Below are 15,649 nucleotides of genomic sequence, written 5' to 3'. Positions count from 1 at the left end.
GAATTCGCGCTCGCAAGTCACAAGGCCGTAGTGATGACTCACCACCACCGCAATGCCTTGAAATATATTGGATTTATATCTCAACGGCGAAAACGGCCCGTGCGAAGCGCGCCGCCCAAGCGTGAGTTGCAGCGCGCAAAAGTGAAAAAGGGACTGCATTCGCATGCAGTCCCTTGTCGCTTCATGGAGGGCGTTTGTCAGCTCGTCCGTCGCCTCGAATGACGATCAATGCGCACTCAGACGCGTCGCACTCGGCTCCGTTTCCTTGCGCAGCTTGCCCACCGTCGCGGGCAGGTTCGACCAGGGCTGCAGACCATATTGCTCGCGCATGGTGTTGAGCAGCGTGGCGATCTGCGCGTCGCTCAGGTTGTGGCGGAAGGCGGGCATGGTGCCGGTCGTCGGCGTGGCTGCGGTCTGGATGCCGTTGAGCATCACGAGCACCGAGTTGTTGGGCGAATCGGAGTACAGATTGGTGTTCAGCGCCAGTTGCGGGCGCACGCCGAACATGCTGCTCTTGATGTCGCCCACCGCGCTGTGGCAGCTCGCGCATGCACCTTCGAACAAGCGGTAGCCTTCATGGTCGATGGCGAACTTGGGCTCCTTCAGCTTCGCGGCAACATAGGCTTCGGCATCCACGACCTTGGCGTTCGGGTCCTTGAACGACATGATGTAGCTGGCCAGCGCCTTGATGTCGGCATCGCTTTGCTGCGACATGCCGTGCACCACCGGCGCCATCGGGCCCGCTGCCGAGCCGTGGCGTGGCGAGAAGCCGTGCTTGAAGTAGGCGTACAGATCGTCCGCCGTCCAGACCATGGGCGCGCTGGTCTTGGATGTGAGCGCGGGAACGGTCCAGCCATCGAGCGTGCTGCCCGCGAACTTTTCCGCGCCGCCCTTTTCGCCCGCGAACTGGTCACGTGGCGAGTGGCAGGCGCTGCAGTGGCCCAGACCTTCGGCGATGTAGGCACCGCGATTCCATTCCGGCGGCTTGCTGCTGTCTTCGGGCAGCGGGCCCTTCTTCAGGTACATCCAGTTCCATGCTGCAATGCCGGGGCGCACGTTGAACGGGAAGTTCAGCGACGTCTTGGGCGGCTGGTGCTTCACGGCAGGCTGCGTCATCAGATAGGCGTAGAGCGACTTCATGTCGTCGTCCGTCACGCGCGTGAACGCGGTGTACGGAAACGCAGGATAAAGATACTGCCCGTCGCGGTTCACGCCGTGGCGCATGGCGCGCTCGAAGGCTTCATACGACCAACTGCCGATGCCGGTCTCGGCATCGGGCGTGATGTTGGTGGTGTAGATGGTGCCGAACGGGCTGGCGATAGGCAGACCGCCTGTGTTCTTCGTGCCGCCCGGCGCGGTGTGGCAGACCGCGCAGTCGCCCATCGCGGCCAGCAGTTTGCCCTTGTCGATCTGCTGTTGCGAGAAGCTGCCTGCGGCGGGTTGCGCCACGGGGTCCATCACGGATTGATGGGTCAGCGCGAAGAAGCCGCCGATCACGATGACCGCCAGCGCGAGCAGGATGAGAATGAGTTTCTTGAGTGAACGCATGATGTGTGCTCCCCCTCTTTCTTATTTGCTGGCAGCCGAAGCTGCAGCGTTGGCGGCGGATGCTGTGGGCGCATTCTTGAGCGCGGCAAGCACACGGCTGGGGGTGAACGGCACTTCGCGCATGCGCACGCCGGTCGCATCGAAAATCGCGTTGGCGAACGCCGCAGCACTCGGCACCGAAGCCGATTCGCCTGCGCCCATCGGGGCCTCGTCGGGGCGCTCGACCAATTGCAGGTCGATCTCTGGCAACTCGGGGAAGCGCAGGATCGGATAACCGCCCCACTCCAGCGACGTCACGCCCTGCTTGTCGAATGTGACGAACTCTTTGAGCACACGGCTTGTGGACTGCACGATGTTGCCGTGGGCCTGATGGCGCACGCCTGCGGGGTTGACCATCGCGCCCGTGTCCTGCGCGACAAACACTTTCACGGGCGTGATCTTGCCGGTCTGGCGATCCACGGTGATGTCGATCACCCACACGGCCCAGGCCGCGCCGTAGCCCGGGAATTTGCTGTGGATGTAGCGCGCATAGGCAAAGCCGCGTCCTTTGACGAGACGTTCGTCTGCGGGTGCAGGATTGCGATGCGCGCGACCCGCCTGCCAGTTGCACTGCTTCTTCATCGCCTCGACCAAGGCAATCGCGCGTGGGTCCTTCAAATAGCGCAGGCGGTATTCGATCGGATCGGCGCCGGCCTCGTATGCGCATTCGTCGATCCAGCTTTCATGCGCAAACACATTGGGCAACGCCGACACGCCGCGCATCCACGACGCACGCGCAATCGGCGCGGCGTCCTGACTGATGATGTGGCGGTTGGGGAACTCATACGCTGGCACAGCAGTGCGGTCGCCCATCTGCTGCACCACGGACTTGTTCTCGACCTTGCCGGTAAGCAGCAACGCAAGCACGGTCGAGCCGTTCGACGGATAGCAAGTCTTGAAGTCGTAACCCGTGATGTTGCCTTGCGCATCGATGCCGCCGCGCGCACGGATAAGCTGCGCCGTGCCCTTGGGCTCCCACGCATGTTCCTGCTCGCGCATGAGCTGCACGCGTACAGTCTTGCCGGTGAGCTTGGCGATCAGCGCGGCATCGGCGCTCACGTCGTCGGCACCGTTGCGGCCATAGCAGCCCGAGGCCTCCAGACGCAGAATGTTCACCGCATCGACGTCCATGTCGAGCAGCTTGGCCACGTCCTTGCGCATGTCGTGCGGGTTCTGCGTGCCGGACCAGACCTCGGCCTTGCCATTGGCCACACGCGCCACGGCGCACGAGGGACCGATGGAGGCATGCATGTGATACGGCCAGACAAAATCGGCCTCGATCAACTTGGCGGACTTCTTGATCGCGTCGAGCGCACCGTCTTCCACCACCAGATCGCGGTCGGTCTTGGGATGATCGATCAGCGTCTTGCCCAGGCCCTTGAGCGACAGGTCGGGCATGCCTTCCCATGCCTTCCACGTCACCTTCAGTTGGCGCATGCCAGCAATCGCCTGCTCTTCGCGCTCAGCCACGACGGCCACGAAATCGCCCTGCACCACCACGCTGAGAATGCCCGGCAGATGCTTGATGGATTCCTTGTCCACCGACACCAGCGCGCTGCCGAACGGCGCGGCTGCATCGGCACCCGCATAAGGCGGACGCACCACGCGCGCATGCACCATGCCGGGCAGGCGCAGGTCGTGGACATACGTGAGCGCACCCAGCACCTTGTTGGGAATGTCGACGCGCGCCACCGATTGGCCCATGTGCTTGAACTGGCTTGGCTTGCGTAGCACGGTTTCTGCGTTCAGCGGCAGCTCCAGATTCTGGCCCTGCACCAGTTCGCCGTAGCCCACATGCTTGCCACCGGCATGCGCCACACCATCGCGCGTGGTGATGGCAGACGCGGGAACGCCCAGCTTTTGCGCGGCCTGAGCCACCAGCAGTTCGCGCACTTGCGCTGCAGCCTGGCGCAGCGGCGTGGCGGTCACCTGAATCGTCGCGCTCGCAATCGTCGGGCCTTGATCGGGCGTCTTGAAGGTGTGACCCAGCACCATGGTGACCTGCTCGAAAGTCACATCGAGTTCGTCGGCCACCATCTGCGCAAGCGCCGTGCGCACGCCGGTGCCCAGATCGACGTGACCACAGAATGCCGTCACATGCCCATCGGGGCCGATGGCGATGAAGGTGTTCACATGCTTGTCATCCGGCGCGGGAAACAGCTTGGTCGCAGGCTGCGCTGCGGGCGCTGCGTTGTTCTGCGCGAACAGATGACCTGCCGTGGCGGAAGCCACCAATACCATGCCACCGGCCTTGAGCAGATTGCGGCGGGTGAGTTGAATCGGATGTGCGTTGCCAGTTTGAATGTCGTTCTTCATCATGATCACGCCGCCTTCTTTGCCTTGTTGCCGCCCTGCGCAATCAGCTCGCGAGCACGAGCCGCAGCGCGCATGATTTCCACATGGGTGCCACAGCGGCACAGGTTGCCCGAGAGCGCCAGCTTGACCTCGTCATCGTTCGCCGTGGGATGTGCATCGAACAGCGCGACCAACGCCATCACCATGCCGTTCGTGCAGTAGCCGCATTGCGCTGCCTGCTCTTCGATGAAGGCCTGCTGCACGGGGTGCAGCGCGATGGTCGAGACCGCGGGCGTTGCCTGCTTGGCGGCGTTCGCGCCGTCGATGGCATCTTGACCGAGCATCTGCATCTGCACATCGCGCGCAACGCTGGCCTTGGCGGCGGCCGTCGCGGCAGGCGACAGGCCTTCGAGCGTGGTGATGCGCGCGCCTTCCGCAACGCTCAGCGGAATCGAGCACGAGCGCGCGACCTTGCCGTCGATGAGCACCGAGCAGGCACCGCATTCGCCAAGGCCGCAGCCATACTTGGGACCATTGAGCTGCATGTCGTTGCGCAGCACGTAGAGCAAGGGCGTATCGAGCGCAACGCCCTGCAGCTCGACCGGCTGCTCGTTCAAGATGAATTTCATGTGTTGATTCCTGACTTCAGGGATGTCGTGGGTCATCCCGGGAGGTTTGATTTTTTGCTTTGTGCACCGGCCGCGAAAGGCGGCGAACTCCTACAAAGTCTGTAGGCCATGGTGGGCAAAGTGACGCGCGCCCATGGAGGCGCGCAAGGCGAGCGCGGTTGGAGCGGCTGTCCACGTGCGCTGAAATCAACGGATGCCAGCAGCGCGAACAAGACTTGTCTCGAAGGTCTTCGCCGACGGGCGGCATGGGCCCGTCATGAAATTCATTCTATGAATCCACGCGGAACAGCGTGCGGCCTGCTCTTCAAGCCTGATCTGCACGCGCGGCCTTTATCAGCAGGCCTGCAGCTTTCTGGAAATCATGAACGCAGGCTTGTTGAAAGCACTGCAAGCGCATCTCAACGCTTGATGCGCGGGGCTGCAGTGCTCCGCTGCTTGGCAAACCAATCCACCACCCATTGGCGAAAGGCCGTCATCGCCGCCGTGCTGAACTGTGCGGATGGGCGCAGAAAGTAAATGCCCGAATCGGCATTGAGTTGCCACTCGGGCAGCACGCGCACGAGCTTGCCTTCGGCCAGCGCGGGTTGAAAAAGCCAGCTGCCACCCGCGACGATGCCCACACCCAGCGTCGCGGCGGTCAACAGCGTTTCGCTGTCGTTGCTGATCATCGAGCCATGCACGGGCATGACGACGCACTCGCCTTCGCGCATGAGCTTCCATTCGGGATAGGACAGAAAACCCGTGAAACCCAGACAGTTGTGCTGCGCCAGATCGCTCGGCAATTTGGGTTTGCCACAGCGCTTGAGATACGCAGGCGCTGCGCAGAGAATGCGCTGATGCTCGCTCAACCGGGTCGCCACCAGACGGCTGTCGGCCAGCTTGCCGATGCGGATGGCGGCGTCGAAACGCTCGCCCACGATGTCGACCATGCGGTCGGCATATTCCAGCTCCAGCGTGACCTCCGGATGCGCCAATGCGAACTCCGCCAACATGGGTGCCAACACGCGACGCCCCATGGCCGCAGGAATGGACACCCGCAAGCGCCCACGCACCTGCACCGCCCCCTGACTGGCCTCGGCTTCCGCTTCGGCAATCATCCCTTGCGCCTCGCGCAGGCGCTGCACCAGGCGTTCGCCCTCCTGCGTGAGATGCAGTCTGCGCGTGGTGCGCTCCACCAGTCGCACGCCGAGCCGGTTTTCAAGCGACTTGAGCCGCTTGGTCAACACGGAGGGATGGCGCTGCAGCAGATCACCCGCGGCCACGAACGTGCCCTTCTCGGCCAGGGCGAGCAAGGTCGCGAGTTCGTCGGCGTGCTGACTGTCGGTGGCAAACATGGGGGCATCGCGCAAAGGGTTCAAGGAACGAGGATGATCGCACCTTGTGAACGCCCCTGCTCCAGATCGGCATGCGCCGCGCTCACATCGGCCAGCGCATAGCTGCGCCAGATGCGTGGCGTGATCGCGCCGCTCGCCACGGCATCGAGCACATCCTGCGCACGCTGTTGGTACTCCGCAGCCGTTGCCGTGTGTGCGGCCAGCGAGGGACGTGTCACATACAGCGATCCTTTGGCGTTGAGCGTTCCCACCTCGATGGGTGCGGGCACGCCCGATGTGGCACCGAACGACACCAGCAATCCGCGCGGACGCAGGCTGTCGAGCGATGCATTCAAGGTGGTGCGGCCGACCGCGTCGTACACCACATCCACCATGGCCCCGCCCGTCAGTTCGCGCACCTGCCCTGCCATGCGTTCGGCGTCGAACACGAGAACGTGATCACAGCCCGCAGCTTCGGCGCGCGCCACGCTGTCGGGCTTGGAGACCACGCCAATCACCCACGCGCCCAGATGCTTGGCCCAAGCGCACATCAACTGCCCCACCGCGCCCGCAGCGCCATAGATGAGCACGCGCGATCCGAGCTGCACGCTGTACGTTGTCTTGAGCAGATACTGCGCCGTGATGCCTTTGAACAGCACGGCAGCCGCCTCCTCATCGCTGATCGATGCGGGCAGCTTCACCAGACGTTCTGCGGGATACAGGCGCGCGCTGGCGTATGCACCGATGGGCCCCGTCGCGTAGGCCACCCGGTCGCCCACTTGCACGTTGGTCACTCCTTCGCCCATCGCCACCACACGGCCTGCGCCTTCCAACCCCAGACCCGTCGGTAACGGCAAGACTGCGCCGCCCTTGCGTTGCAGCACGTCCAGCGGATTGACGCCCATGGCCGTCTGCTCCAGCCACACCTGACCACGCCCTGGCGCTTGCACCGGAGTCTCTTCCAGCTGCATGACTTCGGGCCCGCCCGTCCTGTCGATTCGCACTGTTGTCGCCATGTTGAAAACGCTCCGCACATTGTTGAAAAAGATGTGCCAAGCTTAAAAACAAAGGCCAGTGCCAGCAATGCGGCTGGCTGCAAGGGACTGCTGCAGCCGGTGCAGCAATCCATGCGTGTGCCCGTTTCAGGCTCCGTTCCGCTAGGTAGAAACCAGATGGACAATTTGGACAGCTGTCAACATTATGACTAATCAAATACAACATCAATAGTCATAGAAAGGCACCTCATGACAGCCGTGTCCGCAACGCCTCCCGTCGGCAAGAAAAAAGTTCCTGCTGCGTTTCTGATTCTCGGCGCCATGGCGCTCGGCATTCTTCTGGGATGGATGGTGTTCGCCAACTTCCCCGACAAGGGTGCGGCCAAGGAGATTGCGGGCTACATCTCCATCATTTCGGACATCTTTCTTCGACTCATCAAGATGCTGATCGGGCCACTGGTGTTCTCCACGCTGGTCGTCGGCATTGCGCACATGGGTGACGCTTCCTCCGTCGGTCGCGTGTTCGTCAAGGCCATGGCCTGGTTCGTCACGGCTTCGCTGGTGTCGCTGGTGCTCGGGCTGGTTCTGGCCAACGTGCTGCAGCCCGGCCACAACCTCGGTCTGCCGCTGCCCGACATTGGTGCGTCGGCCAATCTGGCGACCGGCAAGTTCACGCTCAAGGAGTTCGTGAGCCACCTGATCCCCAAGTCGTTTGCCGAAGCCATGGCCAACAACGAGATTCTGCAGATCGTCGTGTTCTCGATGTTCTTCGGCGTGGCGCTCGCAGCGCTGGGTGAAAAAGGCAAGACGCTGGTGGCCGCCATCGACGAGCTCTCGCATGTGATGCTCAAGATCACCGGCTACGTGATGAAACTCGCACCACTGGCCGTGCTGGCCGCCATGGCCGCCACCATCTCGGTCAACGGGCTGGGCATTCTGCTGAAATTCGCCGTCTTCATGGGCGACTTCTACCTCGGTCTGTTCCTGCTGTGGGCACTGCTCGTCGGTGCCGGTTTCGTGTTCCTTGGTCCACGCATCTTCAAGCTGATCGTGCTCATCAAGGAAGCCTTCATGCTGTCGTTTGCCACGGCCAGTTCCGAAGCCGCCTACCCCAAGATTCTCGATGCGCTCGACCGTTTTGGCGTCAAGCGCAAGATCTCCAGCTTCGTCATGCCGATGGGTTACTCGTTCAATCTGGACGGCTCGATGATGTACTGCACGTTCGCCACGCTGTTCATCGCGCAGGCCTACGACATCCATCTGCCGATGAGCACACAGATCACCATGCTGCTGATTCTGATGCTCACCTCCAAGGGCATGGCCGGTGTGCCACGCGCATCGCTGGTGGTGATTGCAGCCACGCTCAACCAGTTCAACATTCCCGAAGCTGGCCTGCTGCTGATTCTGGGCGTGGATACCTTCCTCGACATGGGCCGCTCGGCCACCAACGCGGTGGGCAACTCGATTGCCTCGGCCGTGGTCGCCAAGTGGGAAGGCGAGTTGCTGCCAGAAGCCGAAGCCGCCGAGCACGCTCGCAAGCTCGACATCGAGGCCGCACGCGAAGCCCATCCTCTGCCCACGCCCGACGTGGCCTGACCGCAGGTGGGCGTGATGATGAGACATCTCCTCGTTCGATCCTCTGCGCTGTGCCTTGCGATGACGCTGGCATGCAGCACCGCAGCGCTCGCGCAGACCCCATCGCAGGACGCTGCAGCCGCTGCCAGCACCGCGTGGCTCACCGGCCTGGTGGCGCCCGTCAACCTGAACGGCACGCTCGCCAAGGTGCATGAATCCGGCAAGGTGGCGATTGCGTACCGCGACAGCTCGATTCCGTTCTCGTATCTCGACGCGCGCGGCAAGCCGATTGGCTACTCCATCGAGCTGTGCAAATCGCTCGTGCAGGCAATTCAGTTTGCGGTGCACAAGCCGCTGGAAATCACCTGGGTGCCGGTCACCTCGGCCACGCGATTCGAGGCCATCACCTCGGGCAAGGCCGATCTCGAATGCGGCTCCACCACCAGCAATCGCGAACGCCAGAAGACCGTCGCGTTCTCGCCGACCTTCTTTGTCGCAGGCACCAAACTGCTGGTGCGCAAGGGCTCGCCGGTGCGCGACTACACACAGCTCAAGGGCAAGAAAGTGGCCGTCACCTCGGGCACGACCAACGAGAAGACTTTGAGCGATCTGTCCCAGCGCTTCAAGCTGAATCTGCAGATCATGAGCATGCGCGACCATGCCGAATCGTTTGCGCAGGTCACCAGCGGCGCGGCCGATGCGTTCGCGACCGACGACGTGCTGCTCTACGGCCTGATCGCGCAGACGCCCAATGGCCGAAACCAGTACGCGGTGGTGGGCGACTTTCTCTCCTACGACCCTTACGGCGTGATGTTCCGCAAGGACGATCCGCAGCTCGCCAAGCTCGTCACCGATTCCTTCCAGGCACTGGCTGGCGATGGCGAGATCGAGCGTCAATACAAGCGCTGGTTCCAGCGCAAGCTGCCTTCCGGGCAGACGCTGAACTTGCCGATGAGCCCGCAACTGGAGGTGATTCTGGAGAGCCTCGCCGCCACGCAAAAGGAATGAGCAAGCGGTTCAAAAAGCGGGAGCGAGAACAGGAGCTGGAGCGAGAGCGCTCCCCGCTCAAGCGCTAGTCGTCGCTGCGCTTTCTGCGGAACGCCAGCCAAGCCGCAATCACCGTGAACGCGAACACGATGAACACGACGATCCAGAAGCCGTGTTCATCCTGTGCGAGCGGAATACCGCCCACGTTCATGCCGAACAGACCCGCGAGGATGTTGATCGGCAGCGCGAGCACGGTCACCACGGTCAGCACGAACAGGCTTTTGCTGTTGTCCTCGTTGACGGCTGCGGCCACCTCTTCCTGCAGAAACTTGATGCGCTCCTGCAGCGTCTGCATGTCGCGCAGCATCAGCGAGAACTCTTCGCTGGCGGCGGCCAGCCCCTGGCGGTCGTCTTCGCTCATCCACAGCGGCGGATGCTGCAGCAAACGGAACAGCGCCGAAGGCTCGGGAGCCAGCAGCCGCTGCAGCCGCACCAGCAAGCGCCGCAGCTTGCCCAACTGCGCGCGCGGATGGTCAAAGCGCCGCGCCAAAATCGCGTCCTCGATGCGGTCCACCTTGGCCGTGGTTTCGCGCACTACTTTCACCAGCACATCGGCCTGCGTGCGCATCAGGTGTTCAAGCAACTCAGCCGTGGTAGCCGGGCTGTCGCCGCTGCGCACCGCCGCGCGCAACTGATCCACCGTGCGCAAGGGCTTGGAGCGCGCCGACACCACCAGCCGGTCATTCACGCCAATCCACAACGTGGCGAGATCGGCCGACTCGAAGTTGAACTCGAAATTCACATCGTTGAGCACCGCCACCAGCCAGTCGTCGGCGCGCTCGATGCGGGTGGAAGTCAGTCCTTCCTGCAAGGCTTCAAAGAAGGTGTCCGGCAAGGCCGCATGACGCTCCAGCCAACGCTGCGAGAGCGCATTCGACAGGTTGAAGTGCAGCCAGAGAAATTCCTTGTTCGGCTGGCTCGCCTTGTTCTCGGGTTCGCCCGCAGAATCCGCCTCATCTTCAGGATGGGCCGCAAGCCAGGCGACCGCCTCGTCGGCCGTCACGGGCTGGGCGGGCTCGCTGGAGTCCTGAAAGAATCGCCAGCCGCAGATCAGCCCGGCATCCGGTGCGGCCAGCGGCCTGTCCGAAATTGCGTCACTCACGAAAACTCCCTGCCCTCAATCGCATCGCATGACGCCGTGTTTGAAAAAACCAACACATGCCAGGGCCCGTCTGGAAACGATGTTCGGAGAGGCCGTGCGCAAGCGGTTGGAGGTCATGTCTGATGAAGGAAACATCACATCATTGACGCACGGTGTGTCATTTTCATGACAGCGCTTGCCTGTCATACAACCTTTGGCATGCCTATTGGATCGCGGCATTCAGGCCGGCTGAAACACACCTGCTTTCACATTGAAACACCGTGAATACCCAACTTTTGCGCGATTCAATTATGCTATTGAAAACAAAATACCAATAGAACAACTTAACAACTGTCCAGACAATCCTGAAGGCAGTCGTTGGAAGAATTCACAAAGAGGAAGCGGGAGAAGCGTAGCAGCAGACGCTACATACCCTGTAGCAGCGAAGGCGGAGGCGGTAACAACGCCTCCGCCGTCTACCCCATCAGGTGGCGGCCTTCTGTGCAGCGGCGTACCAGGCGACTCCATCCCTTACCGTGCGGCTGATCTCGCAGCGCTCCAGCAGATAGTTCAAGCAGGCCTGCGCCTCCCCGGTCGCCAGATAGTAGTGCGCCGAGTTGGCATCGATGGGCCGCGAGAACAGCGCGCCGAAGGTGTCGACCACGCGCCGTGGCTCCTGTGACAGCACCTCCAGCAGACGCTCGAACGACTTGTGCTGACCCTCGCGCAAATGCGCCACGCGTTCGTGCAGACCGTGAAAACATTCATCATGCGCCGGCATCACCAGCACGTCGTTCGGAATGTTCTGCTCCAGCCAATCGAGCGACGCCATCCACTCGGCCATGGGGTTGGCTGCAGGCTCCATCGGATGCACCGACACGTTGGACGAAATGCGCGGCAGCACCTGGTCGCCCGAGATCAGCAGTTTCTCCTTCGCGTTGTACAGACACGCATGTTCGGGCGAATGACCGCGCCCGATCACCACCTGCCAGTCGCCCTGGCCGATGCGGATTTTCTGGCCGTGCGAGAGCCGCTGAAAGCTGTCGGGCAGCGTGTAGATCATCTTGCCGAATGCACCAAAACGCGCCCGGTATTTTTCGAGCGCCGCATCGGGCCAGCCCGCTTCGTGGAAATAGTCCACCGCGTCCTTGGGCGCTTCGCGGTTCATGTCGGAGACCGTCACGCGGCAGTTCAGATATTCCAGCCGCGACATCCACAGCCGCACGCCAAAGCGCCGCGTGAGCCAGCCCGCCATGCCCACGTGATCGGGATGCATGTGCGTGACAAACACGCGCGTGAGCTTGCGGTCGAACGGCGGTGCGGACAGCAGCTTGCTCCAGATCTCCAGCGTCTCTTCGGTGCGCGGGCCGGTGTCCACCAGCGCAAAACCGTCGCCGTCTTCGAGCAGCCAGACGTTGATGTGGTTGAGCGCCATGGGCATGGGTTGGCGCAGCCAGTAGACGCCCTTGCAGACTTCGCGCCAATGGCCCGCTGCGGGTGCTTCCATCGGGTAGGAAAGATTGGTTTGCGGCATGTATGGGATTCCTGTTGCGGCTGGTGGGATGCCAGTCGGATTTCAGCAACTTCGTGGTGAATGCACATCATCCTCCGAAATTGACAATCGCAAAAATGCCCGCTGTCGCCTGCATTTCAGCCATGCCGGGGCCAACGCGCGCTTTGGCCTCGGGAAATCCCCCGAAATTCAGCTTGCAAGCCGGGCCAAATCCAGCACAATGAATTGCTTGTCCGTGACGGATCGTCGCCCCCGAACTTCACTCTCCATGTGCAATGCAGCAAGGGCTTTCCCGATGCATTCCGCCACGCAGACAGGTTGGTTTCTCATTTCCGTTCGCAAGATGAAAGAAGGGCTCGTATGAACCAAGTGTCTTCCGTCCCGCAGGCCCGGCGGGAAACGCTGCGCGGCGTGCTGCCGCAAGTGGTTGAGTTGCTGCAAAAGCGCCGCGCCAGCGAAATCGACGATACCGTGATCGACGATCTGGTCTCGCTGTACTGGCTGGAGTGGGTGGGAGGCAGCCTGCAACTGACCACCACCGGCAAGAACGTCAGCAGACAACTGCTGGAGTAAGTTCGACATTCGAGACTGAAGGCAAACAGGGCGCACAAGGCGCCCTGTCTTCATTCCCGACGCGCTGCGGAACTACAGCGCACCATCTCCCAGCACAATCCCTTCACGCCGCGGATCGGCACCGCCTTGCAGCACCGATTTGCCATCCTTGGTCACCCGGATGATCGTGGCCACGCCGCTCGATTGCGCTGCCGTGCTCACGGTGTGCCCCTTGGCCTTGAGTCCATCGACCAGCGCCGTCAGATCGAGCGAGGTGTTCGATCCATCGATGCCCGTGGTCGCGCTGTTGGATGCGCCTGTGTTCACCAGCGAGGTGGCCTGCTGCGCATCCAGCCCCCAGTCGAGCGCACCGACCACCGTCTTCATCACGTACTGAATGATCGCGCCGCCGCCGGGTGAGCCGGTTGCCATCACGAAGTCGCCCGGCTTGTCGCCCTTGAACACCAGCGTGGGGGCCATGGTGCTGCGCGGACGCTTGTTGGGAGCGACGCGATTGGCAATTGGCGTGCCGTTGGAATCCACCGGTGCGGCGGAAAAATCGGTGAGCTGGTTGGTCAGCAAGAAGCCATCGACCATGTGGAACGAACCCATGCTGGATTCGACCGTCGTCGTCATCGACACCACGTTGCCGTATGCATCGACCACCGACAGATGCGTGGTGCCGAATTCCTTCGTCTTGTCCACGCCGAGCGGCACCGCACCCAGATCACCGGCCTGCGCCGTGCCCATGCTCTTGTCGGGATTGATGAGCGCCGCGCGCGCCTTCAGATAGTCGGCGTTCAGCAACGTTGCCACACCGCTTCCCGGCAGCGGAATGAAGTCGGTGTCAGCCACATACTTGTCGCGGTCGGCATAGGCCAGACGCTCCGCTTCGGTCAGCAGATGCACGCCCATCACGCTGGGCACACCGCCTTCGTTGGTCGGATTCATCGGCGCGTATTGCGACAGGTTGAACTGGCTCAGAATGCCCAGCCCCTGCGCAATCGCAATGCCGCCCGATGAGGGTGGCGACATGGTGCACACGTGATAGGTGCTGCGGTAATTCACGCAGACGGGTTCGCGCTTCTTCGGCTTGTAGTTGGCCAGATCGTCGAGCGTCATCAGGCTGGGCGTGATGGGTGTCTTGGCCGTATCGTCGCCCACCGATTGCGCGGCCTTGGCCACGATGTTCTTGGCGATATCGCCCGTGTGCAACGCGTCCGCGCCCTTGCTGGCAATCGCGCGCAAGGTGGCCGCGTAGGGCTTGTTGGTCATGGTCTCGCCGGTCAGGCGCGGCGTGCCATCAGTCTTGAAATACGTGCCCATGGCGTTCGCGTCGAGCGCCAGACTGGATGCGTTGCTCTTGATCGCATCGCCGAGTCGCCCCGGAATCTTGAAGCCGTCATCCGCCAGCTTGATGCCCGAATCGAAGAGACCATTCCACGCCAGTTTGCCGTGCTCCTTCTGCGCCATCTCCAGCATGCGCAGCACGCCCGGAACGCCAATCGAACGGCCGCTGCGGCGCGCCGACGGCACGGGCGCAGGCGAGCTCGGATCGGCCTGATTCTGCCTTGCAAGATAGTAGCCCGTGGCCGCAGCGGGAGCGGTTTCGCGGCCATCGTAGGCCACCACTTTCTTGGTCGCCGCGTCGTAGTACACCATGAACGCGCTGCCCGCAATCGTGCTCGATTGCGGCTCAACCAAGCCGAGCACGGCCTGCATCGCCACCGCCGCATCGACGGCTGTGCCGCCCGCTTTCAGTACCTCGCAACCGGCCTTGCTGGCCAGCGGCGTGTTCGCCACGGCCATGTAGCTGTTCGACTGCTTGGCCTTGAGCCCCAGGCGGTAGCCCGATGCCGCCTCCGGCGATGCCGGATCGCCCGTCACGCCCGAACCCACCACCACCGATCCGCCCGTGCTGCTCAGCACCGTGCAGCTGTTGGCGTTGGTGTCCACGCGCAGTTCGTTGTCATCATCGTGGTGGTTGCTGCTGTTGCAGCCCACCAGAAATACCGCAACAGCCACCGGGGCGAGTGGCCAGAATTTTCTTGTCTGCATGGGTTGTCTCCTCTTGTCGTTGAAATCGTTCCATTCGCTGAATAGCCCACCGAAATCGACTCACTTCTTCAAGCCAAGACAGGCTATTCGCAAAACACCATAGCAGCGCCTGCCGGACAAGCGGCTTGGTGTTTTGCCTGAGACGGGTCACTGGATGTATCGTCCAGTTCATTGCAGCTTCGTTCATTCAACTCGTCCATCATGTCCATACCCATTTCACTGAACGCCATCGGCGTGATCCACAGCCCTTTTCAAGCCACGCAAGGCATGCCGATTCAAACTGTGGCAGCGGCCGATGTGCCGGGCAGCGTGGAAGTGTTTTCCGAGTACGCGGCGGGCCTGCGCGACATAGAGGGATTTGAATACCTGATCGTGCTGACGCATCTGCACCAGGCCACGGAAAAGCTGGAGGTCGTGCCCTTCATGGACACCCAGAGCCACGGCGTGTTCGCCACGCGCGCGCCTGCCCGGCCCAATCGCATAGGGCTGTCCATCGTGCGGCTCACGCGCGTGGAAGACAATGTGCTGCATTTTCTTGGCAACGACATGCTGGACGGCACACCGGTGCTCGACATCAAACCGTATGTACCCGAACTCGATGTGCGCAGCACCACGCGCATAGGCTGGTTTGAACATGGGCTCAAGCGACTGCCCGACACGCTGTCGGACGACCGCATGAAATGAGCATTCAAAAGCAAAAAAGCCGCGCAGGCTTTGTGCCGCGCGGCTTGCTTAATGAAGCGCGGCGAGATCAGTCGTCCACGCCAATCATTACGGAAGACGCCTTGATCACGCCATAAGCCTCGCCACCTTCCTTGAGTTTCAAGGCGTCGGCGGAGTTGGTGGTGATCGACGAAGTGATCTGCAGGCCGGGAGCGATTTCCAGCGTGACTTCGGTGGACACGGGGCCACGGACGATGGAGACGATCTTGCCCTTGAGGGTATTGCGTGCGCTGATTTTCATGGGGATTCCCGATGTGATGGAGGTTGAGGTGTACGGACAG

The 15,649-nt window shown here is 62.1% G+C and carries 13 protein-coding genes; 4 read left to right on the top strand and 9 right to left on the bottom strand.

Annotated elements, in window-relative coordinates; translation table 11 throughout:
* Positions 1 to 225 precede the first annotated feature (225 nt).
* The 5 genes from G7048_RS16705 to G7048_RS16685 form a co-directional block, all read right to left on the bottom strand.
* Positions 226 to 1,548: a cytochrome c gene (locus G7048_RS16705; RefSeq protein WP_166069223.1), complete on the bottom strand. Its 1,323-nt coding sequence runs from the start codon at positions 1,546 to 1,548 to the stop codon at positions 226 to 228.
* Positions 1,549 to 1,569: 21 nt separating this feature from the next.
* Positions 1,570 to 3,903 carry a xanthine dehydrogenase family protein molybdopterin-binding subunit gene (locus G7048_RS16700; RefSeq protein ID WP_166071016.1) on the bottom strand — a complete coding sequence of 778 codons (2,334 nt, stop codon included), beginning with the start codon at positions 3,901 to 3,903 and terminating at the stop codon, positions 1,570 to 1,572.
* Between the two features lie 5 nt (positions 3,904 to 3,908).
* Positions 3,909 to 4,511, bottom strand: a complete 603-nt coding sequence (locus G7048_RS16695) for a (2Fe-2S)-binding protein (protein WP_166069222.1) — start codon at positions 4,509 to 4,511, stop codon at positions 3,909 to 3,911.
* A 398-nt stretch (positions 4,512 to 4,909) separates the two neighbouring features.
* Positions 4,910 to 5,845 carry a LysR family transcriptional regulator gene (locus G7048_RS16690; protein ID WP_166069221.1) on the bottom strand — a complete coding sequence of 312 codons (936 nt, stop codon included), beginning with the start codon at positions 5,843 to 5,845 and terminating at the stop codon, positions 4,910 to 4,912.
* A 20-nt stretch (positions 5,846 to 5,865) separates the two neighbouring features.
* Positions 5,866 to 6,840, bottom strand: coding sequence for a quinone oxidoreductase (locus tag G7048_RS16685; protein ID WP_166069220.1), 975 nt, complete (start codon positions 6,838 to 6,840; stop codon positions 5,866 to 5,868).
* Between the two features lie 228 nt (positions 6,841 to 7,068).
* On the opposite strand from G7048_RS16685, the gene G7048_RS16680 reads away from it, so the two are divergent.
* Positions 7,069 to 8,415, top strand: a complete 1,347-nt coding sequence (locus tag G7048_RS16680; RefSeq protein ID WP_166069219.1) for a dicarboxylate/amino acid:cation symporter — start codon at positions 7,069 to 7,071, stop codon at positions 8,413 to 8,415.
* Positions 8,416 to 8,433: 18 nt separating this feature from the next.
* The gene (locus tag G7048_RS16675) at positions 8,434 to 9,402 is read left to right on the top strand and encodes an amino acid ABC transporter substrate-binding protein (RefSeq protein WP_371747706.1); all 969 of its coding nucleotides are present in this window, start codon (positions 8,434 to 8,436) and stop codon (positions 9,400 to 9,402) included.
* A 64-nt stretch (positions 9,403 to 9,466) separates the two neighbouring features.
* Here G7048_RS16675 and G7048_RS16670 read toward each other — a convergent pair whose 3' ends face one another.
* Both G7048_RS16670 and G7048_RS16665 read right to left on the bottom strand, forming a co-directional pair.
* Positions 9,467 to 10,543, bottom strand: coding sequence for a transporter (locus tag G7048_RS16670; RefSeq protein WP_240933007.1), 1,077 nt, complete (start codon positions 10,541 to 10,543; stop codon positions 9,467 to 9,469).
* A 463-nt stretch (positions 10,544 to 11,006) separates the two neighbouring features.
* A complete protein-coding gene (locus tag G7048_RS16665; protein WP_166069218.1) occupies positions 11,007 to 12,056 on the bottom strand; it encodes an MBL fold metallo-hydrolase in 1,050 nt (349 codons plus the stop codon).
* A gap of 339 nt (positions 12,057 to 12,395) precedes the next feature.
* Between G7048_RS16665 and G7048_RS16660 the strand changes: the two genes are divergently transcribed.
* A complete protein-coding gene (locus G7048_RS16660) occupies positions 12,396 to 12,608 on the top strand; it encodes a hypothetical protein (protein WP_166069217.1) in 213 nt (70 codons plus the stop codon).
* A gap of 72 nt (positions 12,609 to 12,680) precedes the next feature.
* Here G7048_RS16660 and ggt read toward each other — a convergent pair whose 3' ends face one another.
* Positions 12,681 to 14,645: a gamma-glutamyltransferase gene (ggt, locus tag G7048_RS16655; protein WP_166069216.1), complete on the bottom strand. Its 1,965-nt coding sequence runs from the start codon at positions 14,643 to 14,645 to the stop codon at positions 12,681 to 12,683.
* A gap of 201 nt (positions 14,646 to 14,846) precedes the next feature.
* Here ggt and tsaA point away from each other — a divergent pair, with 201 nt between their 5' ends.
* Complete coding sequence (gene tsaA, locus G7048_RS16650; RefSeq protein ID WP_166069215.1) at positions 14,847 to 15,329, top strand: tRNA (N6-threonylcarbamoyladenosine(37)-N6)-methyltransferase TrmO; 483 nt, start codon at positions 14,847 to 14,849, stop codon at positions 15,327 to 15,329.
* 67 nt (positions 15,330 to 15,396) lie between these two features.
* Here tsaA and G7048_RS16645 read toward each other — a convergent pair whose 3' ends face one another.
* Entirely contained in the window at positions 15,397 to 15,609 is a 213-nt protein-coding gene (locus G7048_RS16645; protein WP_166069214.1) for a molybdopterin-binding protein, read from the bottom strand.
* Positions 15,610 to 15,649 lie beyond the last annotated feature (40 nt).

This window comes from Diaphorobacter sp. HDW4B (genome assembly GCF_011305535.1).
In the GTDB taxonomy this organism is placed as follows: domain Bacteria; phylum Pseudomonadota; class Gammaproteobacteria; order Burkholderiales; family Burkholderiaceae_C; genus Diaphorobacter_A.
This window is presented reverse-complemented; position numbering and strand designations above follow the sequence as displayed.